Raw genomic sequence first — 16380 nt, 5'->3', positions numbered from 1 at the left:
TTGCTCAAAGCCCCAGCGGCTCGATCTCTTCCGGCGAGAAGAAGAAGCGATGGCCCGGCTGCCGAAGCAGACCGAGATCGCATCCCGGATCATCTTCGACGACGACGGCGACCAGCACCCGACCATCGTAATCTTGCTCGATCGCTTCGATGATGGCCGTTTTCCCGGCGAGCGCTAGATCGAAGACATCCGCGCTACGTTGCGGCTGAAGGCGCACGCGGTCGCCGGGACGAACTTCTACGCCCAATACAGACAGGCTATCGAGCGGCGCTTTCGCTTCGATGAGTTCCCATTCCCACTCGTTCATCGTCTCTCCTCCGTCGCCTCTTCGTTTCCGATGGGGCGCATTTCGCGAACCGCGCCGTGCAGCTTCAACAGTTGTTCCGCGGGCATGCCCTCGACCCTCTCCAGCAGCGCGCGCGCCCGTTCATCCACGGCGCGCGCTTCGCGCTTCTCATCATCAGTCAAAGTCAAGATGCGAAGCGAAAGGAGCTCATCTATCTCCGTGCCGTCGAAAAGATCGCCTGCGCTTTCCGGCGCGACCTGCGGGTAGTCGTAGAGGATGATCGGTGAGGCGAGCACAAGATCGCGCGCGCCCGGCTCTCCGACGAGCACCGGCCAGACGCCTTCGTTATGGCACGAAGCCGCTTGCGCGCGTAGCTCTTCGGGCGGCTCAAGGAGCGAGACGAATTCGCCGCCTCTTAAGCCAAGGATGATGTGCGTCGAAACGAACGAACAGAGCAGCGCTTCGTCGCGGCTGGCACCGCGGGCGACATCGAAAGAGGTGAGGTTTTCGACGCGCACCGTCGCCTTGAAGGTCTTTTCGTCGAGCCGTTCGAGCGAGACTTCAACGGCTCCGTTGATCGCGCTTTGTCTTCGCACGAGCGCCCCGACCTTTCGGTTCATCCGATCGCGTATGTACTCGATCTGACGACTCGGCGGAAAGCTAAAAAGCGTGGTGCGAGGCGCTTTGAGCCACGCGCTCAGCGCCTCGGGAGCTAGATGGACGCTCCTTTCGACAGCCTCCTGCCACGTGTAAAAGACGCGGCCATCGACTTCGAGCGCGTCGACGATCTCATAGCGGTCCTCTTCGCGCGGGTCCGACTTGCCGACTTCGCGCATCAGCGGATGCAAGAACCGCACGGCGATTTCCAGTTGCGTCCGCACGTCGCCGAGCAACAGACATTCGGTCCGCAACGCATTTGCCTCCGCCCCCTTTTGCGTCGCGCAGTAGCTTTCCGGATAGAGCACGCCGAAGTTCCAGCGTTGCCGGTTCTTGAGCGCAGACGAGCGGTACGGGTACAAGATGTACCCTTCGTAAAGGATCGCCTTGACGATGGAATCGAGCATTTCAGTCTTCATTTGGCTGCCCTCTTTAAACCTCGTGCTCGCCGAAGAGAAGTCCATCGCGCGCGCCGCGATTAATGGACCGCTCCGCCGTTTTCGTCTTCGCTGTTTTCGTCGCAAAAATTTTGCTCGTCCTGCTCCGCACGCTCTTCCGCTCGCGCCAGAAGCGCCTCGATCGTCTGCTCCCAAGTCGCTAATCCTTGCCGGGCTTTGTAGCGGCGCAACCGATCGAAAACGTCGCGGCGCACGCAGACCCAAGCGCTGTTCGGGTAGTAGGCTTCCATCATCTCGCGCCATACGCCGACGGGCAGACGAAAACGCGCCTCTTTCTCCCAAGGGATCTGCGCCACTTGCAAAGCCCCTTCGCCGTTTCGGTAGAAGATCGTCCCGCTGAACAGAAAATCGAGTGGCACGTCGCCATCGTCGAGCGCAGCGAAATATTTGGTCGCCGCGACGTTGAAATCGAAGGTACAGGCCACTGATAGCTCGATGCTCGTCTCCCCCTTGAAGGGCGGGACGATCGCGTGCACATGCGTCCAGAGCATGCTGCGCACGGTTTGCGCCCAGCGCTCCGGTTCGCCGAAAAGCTCAAGGAGCTTTTCTTGCGCCCGCGCGTTGTAGCTGCGACGCACGGGTTCGATCATTATCTGACAGCGCAACGCGACTGTTTGGACCAACTCATCGCGCGCGGCGTTCTCTATTCGCAGCGTGAACGCGATCTGCGGCGCAGCAGAGAATTTGACGGCCTCCGCCTTCTCTACGCTGAAACTCAACTCAGGCATGTGCCGCCTCTCGAACGTGCGCGCAACCCATCGAAGAAGGCCGCGATCTCGTCCCAAACGCGCGCTCCGCCTCCAAGTCCTCGCCAATGGAGACGGATCAACCCGACGAGCCGATAGCACTCATCAATGGGAGCGATGTAATGCTCGGCCTCGCGCAGACGGTTAATCAATAGCGCTTCGACATCCGGCTCCAAACTGCGGAGCACCGGATTGTCCGTCGCAAGCTCTTCCCACGCCTCGAGCGAAAGCAGCGATTCTGTCGGACCAGCCGGACTGGGGTAAAGAGCCACCACGCAATCCTGTGGCGTGCTTCGGAAGAAGAAGGCTAGATTGATCGGTATCATCAAACCGTCCCACTGCTCATCGGTCAACTTGAAATCGGGCAGGAACAGCACGCGCCGCGGCACGCGCCGATAGCGAGTCTCACCGCCGCTTGCAAACAGCGTCGCGCAAGCGTCGCAGGCGCAAAGCAGCGTTCGCTTCGCCGGTTCGACTAGATGCACGTGTTCTGTTGCAAGCCACGCACCACACAGGTCGCATCTCTCTTCGCCGTATCTTTCACCGCTTTCCGCCAGACGACGGAGAGATGCCAACGGATTATCACTGCCCGATCGCATGGTTGAAACTTCGATCCGCGAAAGCAGCGCGGTTGACCTACGCCGCCTTTCGACGAAAGGGCGCAAGCAGACGCTTTCATGCCGGTGGCGAGGTTGGGCTGTCAGGATCGATCGGTTCGCGCTTTTCCGGATTGACGCCCGTCGAATCGCGCGCCGTCGATCCGCCAGCCGGACGCCCGGCCTCGGTCTCTTCTCGCTCGTGACGGCCCGGCTCCTTGCCTTCGCTGTCGGGCATCTCCTCGCCTTTGCGCACGCCTTCGTGCTGTTCCGTTCGCCCTTTCTCTTTCGCCGTCCCCCTTTGCTCCTTTCCGTTTCCGCGACTCGCGTCTGGGGCTTCATGTTTCACGAAGGCAAAGCCACTTTCGCTCGTCCGCGTTCGAGCAATAACGGCAGCGGTTCAAGATGAAAGTTCGCGCCGTCGCTTGCGCGACCGGCGCGGATCACATCGTAGCGCTGACCGCACGCGGGGCAGGCGAGCACCGCCTCTTCGAGGCGCGCCGCATCGAGCGCGCCGTCGCAAGCGGGACAGCGGTCTGCGTAAGCGAAAAAGTGATCGCCGAAACGACAGAGGAGGATGCGTCGTCCGCGCGCTTCGATGACGCGCGCGGTGCCTGGTGTGAGCGAGAGCGGCGCTTCCAACTCTTCCCAAACGCCGTGAGCCTTTCGTTCCGCGCTTGCGCCGCCTTGTCTGCTTTCGAGCGATACGAGAGGCGGAGTCGGGTGTACGACGCCTTCGACCTCGAGCCCTTTGATCTCCGGCGCAGCTTCACAGATCGCCGTCTCGATCGCCAGCCGCAACGTCTGCGCCGACGAAGCGCATCCATGGCAACTGCCGCGAAGCTTCAAACGGACCACACCATCGTCGAACCCGAGGAGTTCGACATCGCCGCCATGCGAGCGCAGATACGGTCGCACGCGCTCGATCGCTTGAAGGACGCGCGTCTCCGCGTCCAGCGGATGCAGGTCGTAAAGCAGGAGCAGCGGGCTAACGAGTTCATCGCGCGCGAAGGCTTCGATGATCTCTTGCCCTTTCTGCTCCCATGCGATCTCGAGCATTCGTTCGAACGCCGCGCCGTGCATGCGCATAAGCTCTTGGGCGAGCTCGATGGCCGTTTGGCGCGCGCTGGCGTCCGTCAGCCCCTCGATCTTCTGGACCAGTTCCTCGACTCTTTGGGCGCAAGCCCGTACCTCAAGCTCCATGTTCATTTCCCGAACGGCCCGAAGACCGGCGAATGGCGTACTTCGAGCACTTTGCCGCCGCCTAGATACATGTGCACGCCGCAGGGCAGGCATGGATCAAAGCTGCGCACGGCGCGCATGATGTCTATGCCTTTGAACTTGTCCGGCCCGTTCTCCTCGAAGATGGGCGTGTTCTGCACGGCATCTTCGTATGGTCCAGGCGTGCCGTAGATGTCACGCGGACTGGCGTTCCAAGGCGTCGGCGGATACGGGTGATAGTTAGCGATCTTGCCGTCGCGGATCACCACGTGGTGCGACAAAACGCCGCGCACGGCTTCATGGAACCCGCAGCCGATCGCTTCATCCGGCACCTTGAACTCGGACCAAGTCTTGGTCCTTCCAGCGTGCACTTCGGCCATCGCCTTCTCCAAGAAGTAGAGCGCGGCGGCTGCGGCGTAGGCTTGGAAGTACGTGCGCGCGCGGTCGCGCTCGATGGCGTTGGACCACTTCGGGATCTTCCATTCAAATTCGACTTCGGGCTTGGTCGCCGTCTTCGGCAGATAGATCTTCACGCTCTTGCCGGTCGCTTTGATGTACCCGATGTCAACTTTGCCGGCCAGCGCCGTCGCCCAGAAGCGGGCGATCGGCCCGCCGCCCGTATCGAGCGCCAAGTAGTCGCCGGTGCGCTCGTCGTACCAACGCGGCGACATGACCCACGTGTACTTGTCTTGAAAATCGCGCTTCTGCGGCTTCGGGATGGTCGTCTGATTCCACGGGTGGCGCTTATCGACGGGATTGCCGAGCGGATCGTGCGTGACGAAGGTCTCGGCCTTCTCCCAATCTTCGTAATAGGAGCTGCCGAGCAGGATGCGAATGCCGAGGTTGATCTTCACCAGATCGGTCGTCACCAATTGCCCATCGACGACGACGCCCGGCGTCACATACATCGCGTTGCCCCATTCGCTCATGCGCTCGTAGGTGTAGTCGCACACGTCCGGGTTGTTGAACGATCCCCAGCAACCGAGCAACACGCGCCGTTGTCCGACGCGCTCGTAGCCCGGCAACGCTTCGTAGAAGAAGTCGAACAGATCGTCGTGCATCGGGACGACTTTCTTCATGAACTCGACGTATTTCATCAACCGGACCAGATAATCGGTGAAGAGCTGAATCGTCGGCACCGTCCCGACGCCGCCCGGATAGAGCGTCGAGGGATGAACGTGCCGCCCTTCCATCAGACAGAACATTTCGCGCGTCAAGCGGCTCATCAGCAGCGCTTCGCGGTAGAACTCGCCCGTGAACGGATTGAGCGCCGTCATGATGTCGCTGATCTTGCGATAGCCGTGCAGGGCGGCATGCGGCGCTTCGGTCTTCTGCGCTTTCTCCCAGACGCTTGGGTTGGTCTCTTTGACCATCTGTTCGCAAAAGTCGACGCCGACCAGATTGTCCTGATAGATGTTGTGATCGAACATGTACTCGGCGGCTTCGCCGAGGTTGATGATCCATTCGCCAAGCGCGGGCGGGCGGATGCCGAAAGCCATGTTCTGCGCATAGGTAGCGCAGGTCGCATGGTTGTCGCCGCAAATGCCGCAGATGCGGCTCGTGATGAAGTGGGCATCGCGCGGATCTTTGCCCTTCATGAAGATGCTGTAACCGCGAAAGATCGAAGAGGTGCTGTAGCACTCGGCGACCTCGCGGTTCTTGAAATCGATCTTGGTGTAAATGCCCAAACTTCCGACGATGCGCGTGATCGGATCCCAGTTCATCTCGACCAAATTGCGCGTTTCGGTCGGGGCCTCGGTCCTCGTTCTGGTCATCGTGCTCATCTTTAGCGGCTCCTTTCTTCAGTAGGTCCTTGGCCGATATCCGGTCATCAACTCCGTTCCGCGACGACGCCATTTCGGCTCTTTGTTGACGGTCGCGTTGGTGATGCTACGCAAGCTGCGGATCAAGCGACCGTAGACGGCTGAAGCGCCCGTGGACGCACGCGCGCCCGGCGGCTCATCCATAAACGGCATGAACTTATCAGGAAAGCCCGGCATCGTGCAGCCGATGCAGATGCCGCCGACGTTGGGACAGCCGCCGATGCCGGCCATCCAGCCGCGCTTTGGCACGTTGCAGTTGACGACCGGCCCCCAACAACCGAGCTTGACGATGCATTTGGGCGAGCCGTACTCGTTGGCGAAATCGCCCTGCTCGTAGTAGCCAGCCCGATCGCATCCCTCGTGCACGGTCTTGCCGAAGAGCCAAGTGGGGCGGAGCTGTTCATCGAGCGGGATCATCGGCGCCAACCCGGCAGCTTGATAGAGCAGGTAGAGCACCGTCTCCATGAAGTTATCCGGCTGAACCGGGCAGCCGGGCACATTGACGATCGGGATGCCGGCGCGCGAACGCCAGTTCCAACCCAAATAATCGGCCAGCCCCATGCAGCCGGTCGGGTTGCCTTCCATCGCGTGGATGCCGCCGTAGGTAGCACACGTGCCGATGCCGACGACGGCGAAAGCTTTCGGCGCCAGACGGCTAATCCACTCGCTCGTTGTGATCGGCTGGCCAGTGGCCGGATCGGTCCCGAGCGCCGCCCAGTACCCTTCACGTTTGATCTCTTCGTTGGGGATGGAACCTTCGACGACGAGGACGAAGGGGTCAAGCTCTCCCCGTTCGGCCTTGTAGTAGTACTGCATGAAGTCCTCGCCGACCTCGTAAGCGAGCACTGGATTGTGCAGATGAACTTTGGGGAGCCCGGGGATCGCGCCGAGAAGCACGTCTTCGATGCTCGGTTGACTGGCGCCGGTGACGGCCACCGAATCGCCATCGCAGCTCAAACCGGCTGTGATCCAAACGATGTGCACTTCTTTGACGGCGGGCGCGTGTTGCGTTCTTCGTCCGTAGGGGATCTCTGCTGTTGCCATGGCGCTTCGTCTCCTTGAGCTTCCAAGATATGCGGCGACGAAAGGCGCGGACGAAGATTTGTTGCCAAATGCAACTAAACCTCGTCGAGCCACGCTTTCGACAAAGCTACAGCCGGATTCTCTCCCCCTTGAGCCTCCGTGTCTATTCGTAAACCTACGTATTTCTCGTCGCTTTCACCACGTAATTTTGGCTTGCGGACGAACTGGCTTGCGGGGCGCGATGGTTGGCCATGAGCGAAAATTCGACCCACATCGCACCGCACGATGCGTGCAAGACGGGCATCGGGCTTTCACCGCGCGGCGAAAGCCCGATTTCGTGACACGCGAAGTCGCGCTGACGAGAGGAGAAGGTGAGCGTCATTTATCGTAGTTTGGCCGTGTAGGAGTTGTAGGCGAGCGTCAGCGCGATGGCGAACAGCACCGCCCCCAAACCGAGCAGCACGTTGATGTATGGCGGCGCGGTCAAAGCCAATCTCATCATGACGGTGGCCGCAGCGAATCCGGAGTTGCGAAAGACAACCGGATAGCGCGTGCTGTAGCATAAGGCGATGAGCACCAACAAGACATCGCTGAAGATAAGCACCGTGTAAAAGATCTCGAAGAAACGCTGCGCGCCGCGATCGGGAACGTTCCACCAGATGAGCGCCAGCTCGCGCGCTCCGAACAGGATGAAGGCTCCCAACAGAAGCAATGCAACCGTCTTTTTAGCCGCGACGAAGCCCGCTTGATCCGATTCATCCGCCGTGATCCGACGGTGTTGTTGCAACCGATAATAGAAACTCGTCGCCGCGAAGATGAGCAGCGCGCCCGCCATATCAGCGATGACGACTGGAACGGATGGCGCGGCGGTCTTCCAATCGACGGGTTCGCCGAAGTGTGACACCTCGAAGAAAGCCTTGCGCAGAAGGACCAGCGAAAGCAGCTCGAACTGCTTGCCCATGGAATTGGCCACTGAGCGCGCCAGAGCAAAGACGAGAGCGAGCACTTCGAAGATCAGCAGCAACGTAAAGGCCAACGCCACCGCTCCAAAATGATTGGTCGAAACCTTCTCGCGCAACCCTTCGGGGAGTAACCCTTGTCTGTTGCTCTCGATCAAGGCAAGGGAGAAGGCGAAGATGAACACGAGAAAGGTGGCGAAGCCGCGTTGCGTGCGCGCATCTTCGAACAAGCTTTCAATCTCATCGTACAAGGATGACGTGGCACGCAACGCTTTCGATAGCGGGCCGATGAATTTTGATCGTGCGACGGCTTCGGACTCTTCCATTACCGCCCGATTTTAAGCTCCGCCGTTATGGACCTCAAGTTGGCTTTTCCAAACAGAGCTTTTTCGCGAAAGAGGGCGCGATGACGAACGGCGGTTCTGCTGCCGCTAGCGCACTTGAAGCTTCGAACTCGGATCGAGCTACGAGACGAGCTTCGGCGGCACGGGCCGTTTGCGCGGCCTCGCGGCCCATGCGCTTCCAAGCGCGTCGCCACTCAGTCTTCCATCGGGATGATGCCGCGCCGCAGCGCGTAGCGGATCAAGTCGGCTTGCGTGTGAAGCCCGAGTTTGCGCATCAAATGTGCGCGGTGCGTTTCAGCGGTGCGCTGACTGATACCTAAACGGGCGGCGATCTCGGCGTTGGTGTAACCTTCCGCCGCCAGATGAAGCACTTCGCGTTCGCGCGCGGTCAGCGTCTCGTACCTATCAACGGCGGTCGCCGCAGCCCTTTCGCGGTAGGCTTCGATCGCGCGATCGGAGAGCGGCGGACTCAAGTAACGTCGTCCAATGGCGGCTTCGCGGATGGCCTTCACCAGATCGGTTGCGCTCGAATCCTTAAGGACGTATCCGACGGCGCCGTTTCTCAACGCTTCAAGCACGTAAGCTTCATCGGCGTACATCGAAAGGACAACCGTGTGCGTATGGGGCGAAAGCTTGCTTGCGCGGCGCACGACTTCGAGGCCGTTAAGCCCCGGCATCATCAGATCGAGCACGAGCACGTTGGGCTTCAACCGTTCGATAGTCCGAAGCGTCTCCAACCCATCGCCCGTTTCCGCAACGACTTTGAGATCCGGTTCGGCTTCGAGCAAGGCGCGCACGCCTTGCCGGACGATGTGATGATCATCTGCCAGTAGGATCGTGATCATCTCTGGCCAACCCTTTCAAACCGCTAATCGATTTCAGTTCAGTTGGCGGTCTCGTTCCCCTCGACCCTTAACACCGCGGTCAGACGAGTTCCACCGCGAGGACGGGAGTCAATCGTCAATTGTCCGCCGAGCAACACGGCGCGTTCGCGCATGCCAGCTAGACCGCTCGTCTCGTTCGTCTTGAAGACGACTTCGGGATCGAAACCGACGCCGCGATCTTCGACGTTGATCAGGATCGTTTGCTCGTCGGCCAGCACTTGCACCGTGGCTTCATCCACCTGCGCGTGACGCGCGATGTTGGTCAAAGCCTCTTGAACGATGCGGTAGGCCGCCGTTTCGACCTCTGGCGGGAAGCGGCGCTCTTCAAGCCCGCTATGCTTGAATTCGACGCGCACGTGGGTTTGCGCCGTATAGTGCTCGATCTGCCAAATCAACGCGGGGAGAAGCCCTAGGTCGTCGAGCACGCCGGGGCGCAGGTCCAAGCAGATCTTGCGCGTCGTCGCCATGAGACAGTTGACCATCTCCAACGCTTGACCGAAGACATCGCATCTTTTTTCGCGCGGCAACCGTGCTCCCATCTCCAAAGTGAGCTTCAGACCGGTCAGCGTCTGCCCTATCTCGTCGTGGAGTTCGCGCGCGACGCGACGGCGTTCGACCTCTTGCACCTCCATCAATCGGCGGGAGAGCGTTTTCAAACGCAGGGCGTACTCGCGCAGTTCGCTTTCAGCCTGTTTGCGCGCGGTGATGTCGCGGATCACGGCGATCACCAGTCGCCCCTCTTTCACCTCCGTCGGACTCAATCTAACATCGACGGGGAAAAGGCTTCCGTCTTTGCGCCGACCGTAGGACTCCAGCTCGCCGAGGTGGAACGCGCGGTTGCGCCAACTGGCCCAGTCGAACTCCGGAAGCAACATCTCGATCGGCCGATTCTGCATCTCGTCGCGCCCGTACTGGAAGATCTTTTCCGCTTGCGCGTTGAGCTGGATGAGCTGCCCTTGTTGACCGATGACGATGATCGCATCTGGAGCGCAGTCAAAGAGCGCGCGCAACGTCCCTTCGCTTTTGCGCAGAGCCTCTTCGGTGCGGCGTCGTTCGCCGATCTCGCGCAGCAGCGCTTCGTTCGCCTTGACCAGCTCGACGGTGCGTTGTTCGACGTGAACTTCAAGCTCATCGCGCGCGCGCCGAAGCTCCTCCTCGATGCGTCTGCGCTCGGCGATCTCCGAACGCAACTGCGTGTTGAGGCGCGCCAGCTCAGCCGTGCGCTCTTCGACGCGCGCTTCCAGTTCATCGGCGGCGCGACGCAACGCCTCTTCGGCCCGTTTCAGCTCCGTGATATCGAACGCGGCTCCATGAATGAACCACGGGCGGCCATCGGCGCGGCGCACCATCTTCACTTCGCAATGGAACCAAACGACGCGCCCATCGCGCGCGATCACACGGTAATCGGCGCGCAAAGGTTCCCCCGTAAGCAGCATCTGCGCGGCATCGGCGCTCCAACGGGCCTTGTCATCCGGATGGATCTGCTGGTACCAGCGCACGGGATCGTTCAACCACTCCTCTTGCGTGAAGCCGAGCAGTTGTTCGATCTGCGGGCTGACGTAAGCTTCGCCGATTCCGCCTTCAAGCGAGGCCGTAAAAAGGATGGCCGGGATCTGTTCGACGAGCGTGCGATAGAGCGTCGTCGCATCGGGCCTCTCGGTGACGTAACGGATGCCGTTTGCCGAACTCGAACATGGCGGGAAGAAGGTGGCTGCAAGATCTGCAAGGAGTTTTTCAGCCTCCGCCACGCTCGCCAACTCAAGCGTCTCTTCCACCCGTTGGCCCCACGTTTGATTTTCTCCGACCCAATCCATTTCCGACGGTCAACGGTTTTCCGAATCCGATTCTTCGGTCCGAGCCAGCTTTCCTTGTCGCCAGCGAGGCTCCTTGTTGAGCGAAGCTTGCGTGAAACGGCGCAGCGCGTGTATGGCCCGACCATACGTCGTCACGGCATGCGACGAGAGGAGCGAACCGGGCGGTTGGTTCATGAACGGCATGAACTTATCGGGAAAGCTCGGCATCGTGCAGCCGATGCAGATGCCGCCGACATTAGCGCATCCGCCGACGCCGCCCATCCAGCTCCGCTTGCCGACGTTGCATTGAACCACTGGCCCCCAACAACCGAGCTTGACGATGCATTTGGGCGAGCCGTACTCTTCGCCGAACTCCGCTTGCTCGTAATATCCGCCGCGGTTGCAACCCTCGTGTGCCGTCTGCTCAAACAGCCACGTCGGACGCAGTTGATCATCGAGCGGGATCATCGGTGCCAACCCAGCGGCTTGGCGCAGAAGATAAAGGAGCGTTTCCGTCAAATTGTCCGGCAGCGTCGGGCAACCGGGCACATTGACGATCGGGATGCCGGCGCGCGAACGCCAGTTCCAACCCAAATAATCGGCCAGCCCCATGCAGCCGGTCGGGTTGCCTTCCATCGCGTGGATGCCGCCGTAGGTAGCACACGTGCCGACCGCGACCACAGCCCAAGCTTTCGGCGCCAACAGGTCAATCCAGTCACACGTTTTAATCGGCTGACCGGTCCGCTGGTCCACGCCGAAAGCGGCCCAGTAACCTTCCGTTTTGTTCGTCTCGTCCGGGATGGAGCCTTCGATGACGAGGATAAAGGGATCTATTTCGCCCTGCGCGGCACGATTGAAAGGCGCGAGGAACTCTTCGCCGACTTCATAGGCAAGAAGCGGGTTGTGTAAGACGAGGCGCGGAACGCCAGGCAAGCCGCCGAGAACAAGCTCTTCAAGGCTCGGCTGCGTCGCGCCGGTCAACGCGACGCTCTCGCCGTCGCAGCCGAGTCCGGCTGTGATCCAGAGCACGACGAGCTCATCGGTGTTCTGCGCCATGTCTTCAACCGCGATGGCGTCCGACCGCTACGCCGTTCGTTTGCCGCAGATGGGCAGCGCTTCGTTTTCCGACTCTCTCGGAAGCGCACCTACTTTTTGGCGGCCGATTCGATCTCCTCTTCCGTCGTCCCTTTCGGCGTGATGATGCGCAGCTTCGGAGCCTCTTGGAGGACGCGCGTCCCTGGCGGCACCGAATGAGTCAACCAGACATTGCCGCCGATCACCGACCCGCGCCCGATCACCGTATCGCCGCCCAAGATTGTCGCCCCGGCGTAGATTACCACGTCGTCTTCAATGGTCGGGTGGCGTTTGGTGTTACGGATCAACTGTCCGTTGGCATCCTTGTCGAAAGAGAAAGCGCCGAGCGTGACGCCTTGATAGAGCTTGACGTTGTTGCCGATGATCGCCGTCCCGCCGATGACGACCCCTGTCCCGTGATCGATGAAGAAGCGCGAGCCGATCCGCGTGCCCGGGTGGATGTCTATGCCGGTGCGATGATGCGCGTGTTCGGTCATGATGCGCGGAATGAGCGGCACGCGCAATTTGTAAAGCTCGTGCGCGAGCCTGTAGACCATCACGGCGTAGACGCCCGGATAACTGAAGATGATCTCATCAAGGCAAGTCGCCGCCGGGTCGCCATCATATGCAGCCTGCACATCTGTCGCCAAGATCTCGCGAATGCGCGGCAATTGCGCGAGAAACTCCGCGGCGCAATCGGCCGCTTCGCGTTCGGTCACTTCGCAATGGGCGCCGATCTTCTGTCCATGGTTGATGGCGCGGCTGATCTGCTCGGTCAAAGTCTCATAAAGCCACATGATACGCGCTTGGACGTGGCGGCGCAGACTCGCTCCGGCCAAACCTTGCGCTCCGGCGTAGCCCGGAAAGACGAGTTCGTGCATCGCGTCGATCATGCGGATGATCGCCTCGTGTGACGGCAGCGGCTGACGATCCAAATGATGAATCTTCATGCTGCCGTTGAGATACGATTCGATGAGCGCTTCGCTCGCTTGATCAAGTCTAGGGTCCATCTGCTTCTTCTCGATCCCGCTCGCTTGTCGAAGCGACTTCATCCGACTATTTCCGCCTTGTAACCGAGTTCTTCGATCTTTTCGATGAGCGCGCTCGCTGGCACCTTCTTTTCGTCGTATTCGACCGTTGCCGTCTTGCTCTGGAAGTCGACTTCAGCGCGGCGCACGCCTTGGGTCTCTTCGAGCGTTTCGCGGATATCGGCGGCGCACGAGACGCAATGCATCCCTTCGACGATCAGTTTAGCTTGCATGGCCTTCACGCTCCGAGTTCGACGAGCATAAAATACCGAGGTCAATTATAAACCTCGAAGCGAAAAGAGGGAACTTGCCATCCGAGAAGCAGTGGGGAACAGCTTGCGCATACGGGACGCGCTGGCTGAAGCGACCGCGCGACTACGCGACGCACAGGTAGCCGAAGCGCGCCGCGAAGCGGCCAGTCTGCTCGCTCACGCCCTTGGGCGCGACCGCACTTATCTGATAACGCACGCCGAAGAGACCATTTCACGTTCAACGCTCGAAGCCTTTCGCACCATGCTCGCTCGCCGCGCGTCGGGCGAACCCTTGCAGTACATCACGGGCCGTCAGGAGTTCTGGGGGTTGGAGTTCGTCGTCACGCCGGACGTACTGATCCCACGCCCCGAAACGGAGCTGATCGTTGAGGCGGCGCTCGAAGCGGCAACGGACCGAGCGATGATGATCTGCGACGTCGGCACGGGTTCGGGGTGCATCGCAGTGGCGCTGCTCAAAGAGAAGATCTGCGCACGCGCCATCGGCCTCGACATCTCTGCGGCGGCGCTGCGCGTTGCAGCGCATAACGCGCGGCGGCACAACGTCGCCGACCGGTTCATGTTGGTCGCTTCCGATTGTTTCGCCGCCCTCGATGAAGAAAGCGCGCGCTTCGATCTCGTCGTCGCCAACCCGCCCTACGTAGCCGAACGCGATTTGCCCCGCCTCCAACGCGAAGTGCGCGATTTCGAACCGCGCCTTGCCTTGACTGCCGGACCGGATGAGTTGCGTCTGATCCGCCGGCTCCTAACCGACGCGCCGCGTTTTTTGCGTGCAGGGGGGCACTTGATATTCGAGATCGGTTGCGGTCAAACGCAAGCCGTTCGAAAATTGATCGACGCGCGCTGGTGGTCGCTTCTCGACATCAAACGCGATCTACAGGGCATCGCGCGCACGGTCTGTTTACGTCGCCTTTGACGTGGATCTGTTCGACGAAATAGCAGGGATCGAGTTGCTCCATACCTAGTTGCTTGCGTCGTTTTGACGTGTTCAACGAAGCCGCGAGGTCGAGTTCCAAATAACCGACTGCGCGCGGTGCTTCTCCTCTCGCTCGCAGGTAAACAAGGAGACAGATGGTCCGACATCGCCGATCCGAGATCTTCCGTGCTGTTGGCGCTCTGGATGACTCGACGCTCATCGTGATAGATTCCCACCCTGAGACTGCGCGGGCATCTTCGCGTCAGAGGGCTTTCCGATCCAAGGCGGCGAGAAGGAGATGGGATGGATAAATTTCACATTCGCGGTGGGCGTCCTCTGTACGGGCGCGTCTCGGTCAGCGGCGCCAAAAACGCCGCGCTTCCTTGCATGGCGGCGGCGCTATTGACAGCCGAAACGGTCACTTTGCACAACGTGCCCTACGTGCGCGATTGCATGACGTTGCGCCGCTTGCTCGAGGATCTGGGCGCGACGGTGCTCACGCCCGAGCTGCGAACGCACAAGATCAGCGCCGCGCACGTCGAGGTGTTGGAAGCGCCCTACGAACTGGTTAAGACCATGCGCGCGTCGGTGCTCGTGCTCGGACCGTTGGTCGCGCGGTTTGGGCGCGCCCGCGTCTCGCTGCCGGGCGGCTGCGCCATCGGCACGCGCCCGATCGATCTTCACCTCGAAGGGCTGAAAAAGCTGGGAGCCGACGTGTCGCTCGAAGCTGGCTACGTCGTCGCACGGGCGCCGCAATCGGGACGCCTGCGCGGCGCGGAGATAGAATTCAGCAAAGTGACGGTCACCGGGACCGAAAACCTGATGATGGCTGCAACGCTGGCGCACGGAAGAACCGTGCTGCGCAACGCGGCGCGCGAACCAGAGGTGGTTGATTTAGCCGAACTCCTCAATCGTATGGGCGCGCGCGTGCGCGGTGCCGGAACCGACACGATCGAGATCGAAGGCGTTGAGAGTCTCACCGGAGCGGAACACACGATCATCCCTGACCGCATCGAAACGGGCACGTTCCTCATCGCCGCGGCCATCACGCGCGGCGAACTCGAAGTGAAGAACTGTCGCCCGGAACATCTCGCCGCAGTGATCGACAAACTCCGCGCCGTTGGCGTCGAGGTCGAAGAGATCAATCAAAGCACGCTCTGTGTCTCCGGCAAAGATCGCGCGTTCGTTGCGCGCGATGTTGTGACGGAGCCGTATCCGTGCTTTCCAACCGACATGCAAGCACAGTACATGGCGCTCATGACGCAAGCCGAAGGGACGGCACGGATCACCGAAACGATCTTCGAGAACCGATTCATGCACGCGGCGGAGATGATGCGCATGGGCGCGCAGATCGAGATCGAAGGGCACACGGCGATCGTCCATGGACCGACGCCGCTGATGGGCGCGCACGTGCAAGCATCGGATTTGCGCGCCTCGGCGTCGTTGGTGCTGGCCGGATTGGCTGCCGAAGGCGAAACGCTGATCGATCGTGTCTACCACATCGATCGCGGTTATGAAAAAATAGAAGACAAGCTGCGGGCCGTCGGTGCCGCGATTGAACGCATTCGTTGAAAAGCCATAACGAACTCTCGAACGCACTCCGGCCACAGGGTCCATGCTCTCGCGGTGAAATGCGGTCTCGCCGCTCGACGTTAGCGCCATCGCAGCCGAAAGCCGAGCGCTCATCGAAAACGGACGCGCTTTTACCGATGGAAGGAGAACTCGTATGACCCAAGCTGATTGCATCTTTTGTCGCATCATCGCTGGCGAACTGCCGTCGCGGATGGTACATCAAGATGAGGTGTGCGTTGCCTTTCATGACATCAACCCGCAAGCGCCGGTTCACATTCTGGTGGTCCCGCGCGAGCACGTCGCTTCGCTGGACGAAGCGACGTTTGAAAGACGCGAGCTGCTCGGCCACCTACTTTTAACGGCGGCGCGCGTCGCTAACGCCGAAGGGTTGACGCGGAAAAGTTCCGGCTACCGCACGGTGATCAACACCGGCGCCGGCGTCGGCCAATCGGTCTTTCATCTTCATCTGCACGTGTTGGGCGGGCGGCCAATGAGCTGGCCGCCGGGTTGATTCGATCTCAAACGGCATAGAACCAGCAACTGTGGAGGGATCATGCGCGTACGCGCGACGACATGTGCGCTAAAGCGCGTCCCTGAAGCGCCCGAAGGTGAAATAAAACCGCTGGATTATCTCTTGACTTGATGGAGACATGTTGACATCCTCCCCACGGCACGCAGCCGGGGGATTCCCGAAGGTGCTCCGGGATGGTTCGCGCTTCATCGGGCGCTGC

General features: G+C 60.6%; 17 protein-coding genes. 3 read left to right on the top strand and 14 right to left on the bottom strand.

Annotated elements, in window-relative coordinates:
• Positions 1–4: 4 nt before the first annotated feature.
• From C4334_RS04265 to C4334_RS04200, 14 genes are all read right to left on the bottom strand, one after another.
• A complete protein-coding gene (locus tag C4334_RS04265; RefSeq protein ID WP_352430849.1) occupies positions 5–307 on the bottom strand; it encodes a hypothetical protein in 303 nt (100 codons plus the stop codon).
• The gene (locus tag C4334_RS04260; RefSeq protein ID WP_352430848.1) at positions 304–1362 is read right to left on the bottom strand and encodes a hypothetical protein; all 1059 of its coding nucleotides are present in this window, start codon (positions 1360–1362) and stop codon (positions 304–306) included. Before C4334_RS04260 ends, C4334_RS04265 begins: the two co-directional genes overlap by 4 nt.
• A 59-nt stretch (positions 1363–1421) precedes the next feature.
• On the bottom strand, positions 1422–2129 hold the full coding sequence (locus tag C4334_RS04255; protein ID WP_352430847.1) for a DUF6084 family protein: 708 nt from the start codon (positions 2127–2129) through the stop codon (positions 1422–1424).
• Entirely contained in the window at positions 2117–2746 is a 630-nt protein-coding gene (locus tag C4334_RS04250) for a DUF5947 family protein (RefSeq protein ID WP_352430846.1), read from the bottom strand. Before C4334_RS04250 ends, C4334_RS04255 begins: the two co-directional genes overlap by 13 nt.
• A gap of 76 nt (positions 2747–2822) precedes the next feature.
• Entirely contained in the window at positions 2823–2981 is a 159-nt protein-coding gene (locus tag C4334_RS04245; protein WP_352430845.1) for a hypothetical protein, read from the bottom strand.
• A 107-nt stretch (positions 2982–3088) separates the two neighbouring features.
• Positions 3089–3952 carry a NifU family protein gene (locus C4334_RS04240; protein ID WP_352430844.1) on the bottom strand — a complete coding sequence of 288 codons (864 nt, stop codon included), beginning with the start codon at positions 3950–3952 and terminating at the stop codon, positions 3089–3091.
• Positions 3949–5748, bottom strand: a complete 1800-nt coding sequence (locus tag C4334_RS04235) for a nickel-dependent hydrogenase large subunit (protein ID WP_502943396.1) — start codon at positions 5746–5748, stop codon at positions 3949–3951. Before C4334_RS04235 ends, C4334_RS04240 begins: the two co-directional genes overlap by 4 nt.
• Before the next feature lie 18 nt (positions 5749–5766).
• Positions 5767–6831: an NADH-quinone oxidoreductase subunit B family protein gene (locus C4334_RS04230; RefSeq protein ID WP_352430842.1), complete on the bottom strand. Its 1065-nt coding sequence runs from the start codon at positions 6829–6831 to the stop codon at positions 5767–5769.
• 361 nt (positions 6832–7192) lie between these two features.
• Positions 7193–8095, bottom strand: coding sequence for a hypothetical protein (locus C4334_RS04225; protein ID WP_352430841.1), 903 nt, complete (start codon positions 8093–8095; stop codon positions 7193–7195).
• A 212-nt stretch (positions 8096–8307) separates the two neighbouring features.
• A complete protein-coding gene (locus C4334_RS04220; protein ID WP_352430840.1) occupies positions 8308–8958 on the bottom strand; it encodes a response regulator in 651 nt (216 codons plus the stop codon).
• A 38-nt stretch (positions 8959–8996) separates the two neighbouring features.
• A complete protein-coding gene (locus C4334_RS04215; protein ID WP_352430839.1) occupies positions 8997–10811 on the bottom strand; it encodes a PAS domain-containing sensor histidine kinase in 1815 nt (604 codons plus the stop codon).
• Between the two features lie 9 nt (positions 10812–10820).
• Positions 10821–11846, bottom strand: a complete 1026-nt coding sequence (locus C4334_RS04210; protein WP_352430838.1) for an NADH-quinone oxidoreductase subunit B family protein — start codon at positions 11844–11846, stop codon at positions 10821–10823.
• An 89-nt stretch (positions 11847–11935) separates the two neighbouring features.
• Positions 11936–12874 (bottom strand): serine O-acetyltransferase EpsC, encoded by a 939-nt coding sequence (gene epsC / locus C4334_RS04205; RefSeq protein ID WP_352430837.1) that lies wholly within the window; start codon positions 12872–12874, stop codon positions 11936–11938.
• A 38-nt stretch (positions 12875–12912) separates the two neighbouring features.
• Positions 12913–13125 carry a heavy-metal-associated domain-containing protein gene (locus C4334_RS04200; protein ID WP_352430836.1) on the bottom strand — a complete coding sequence of 71 codons (213 nt, stop codon included), beginning with the start codon at positions 13123–13125 and terminating at the stop codon, positions 12913–12915.
• Between the two features lie 91 nt (positions 13126–13216).
• On the opposite strand from C4334_RS04200, the gene prmC reads away from it, so the two are divergent.
• The 3 genes from prmC (at position 13217) to C4334_RS04185 (ending at position 16160) form a co-directional block, all read left to right on the top strand.
• A complete protein-coding gene (gene prmC / locus C4334_RS04195; protein ID WP_352430835.1) occupies positions 13217–14077 on the top strand; it encodes a peptide chain release factor N(5)-glutamine methyltransferase in 861 nt (286 codons plus the stop codon).
• Positions 14078–14380: 303 nt separating this feature from the next.
• Positions 14381–15649 (top strand): UDP-N-acetylglucosamine 1-carboxyvinyltransferase, encoded by a 1269-nt coding sequence (gene murA / locus C4334_RS04190; protein ID WP_352430834.1) that lies wholly within the window; start codon positions 14381–14383, stop codon positions 15647–15649.
• Positions 15650–15803: 154 nt separating this feature from the next.
• Complete coding sequence (locus C4334_RS04185) at positions 15804–16160, top strand: histidine triad nucleotide-binding protein (RefSeq protein WP_352430833.1); 357 nt, start codon at positions 15804–15806, stop codon at positions 16158–16160.
• Positions 16161–16380 lie beyond the last annotated feature (220 nt).

The sequence above is a fragment of the Pyrinomonas sp. genome (genome assembly GCF_040289685.1).
GTDB lineage: Bacteria > Acidobacteriota > Blastocatellia > Pyrinomonadales > Pyrinomonadaceae > Pyrinomonas.
The sequence above is the reverse complement of the archived record's forward strand: the minus strand, read 5'-3'. Positions and strand labels throughout refer to the sequence as shown.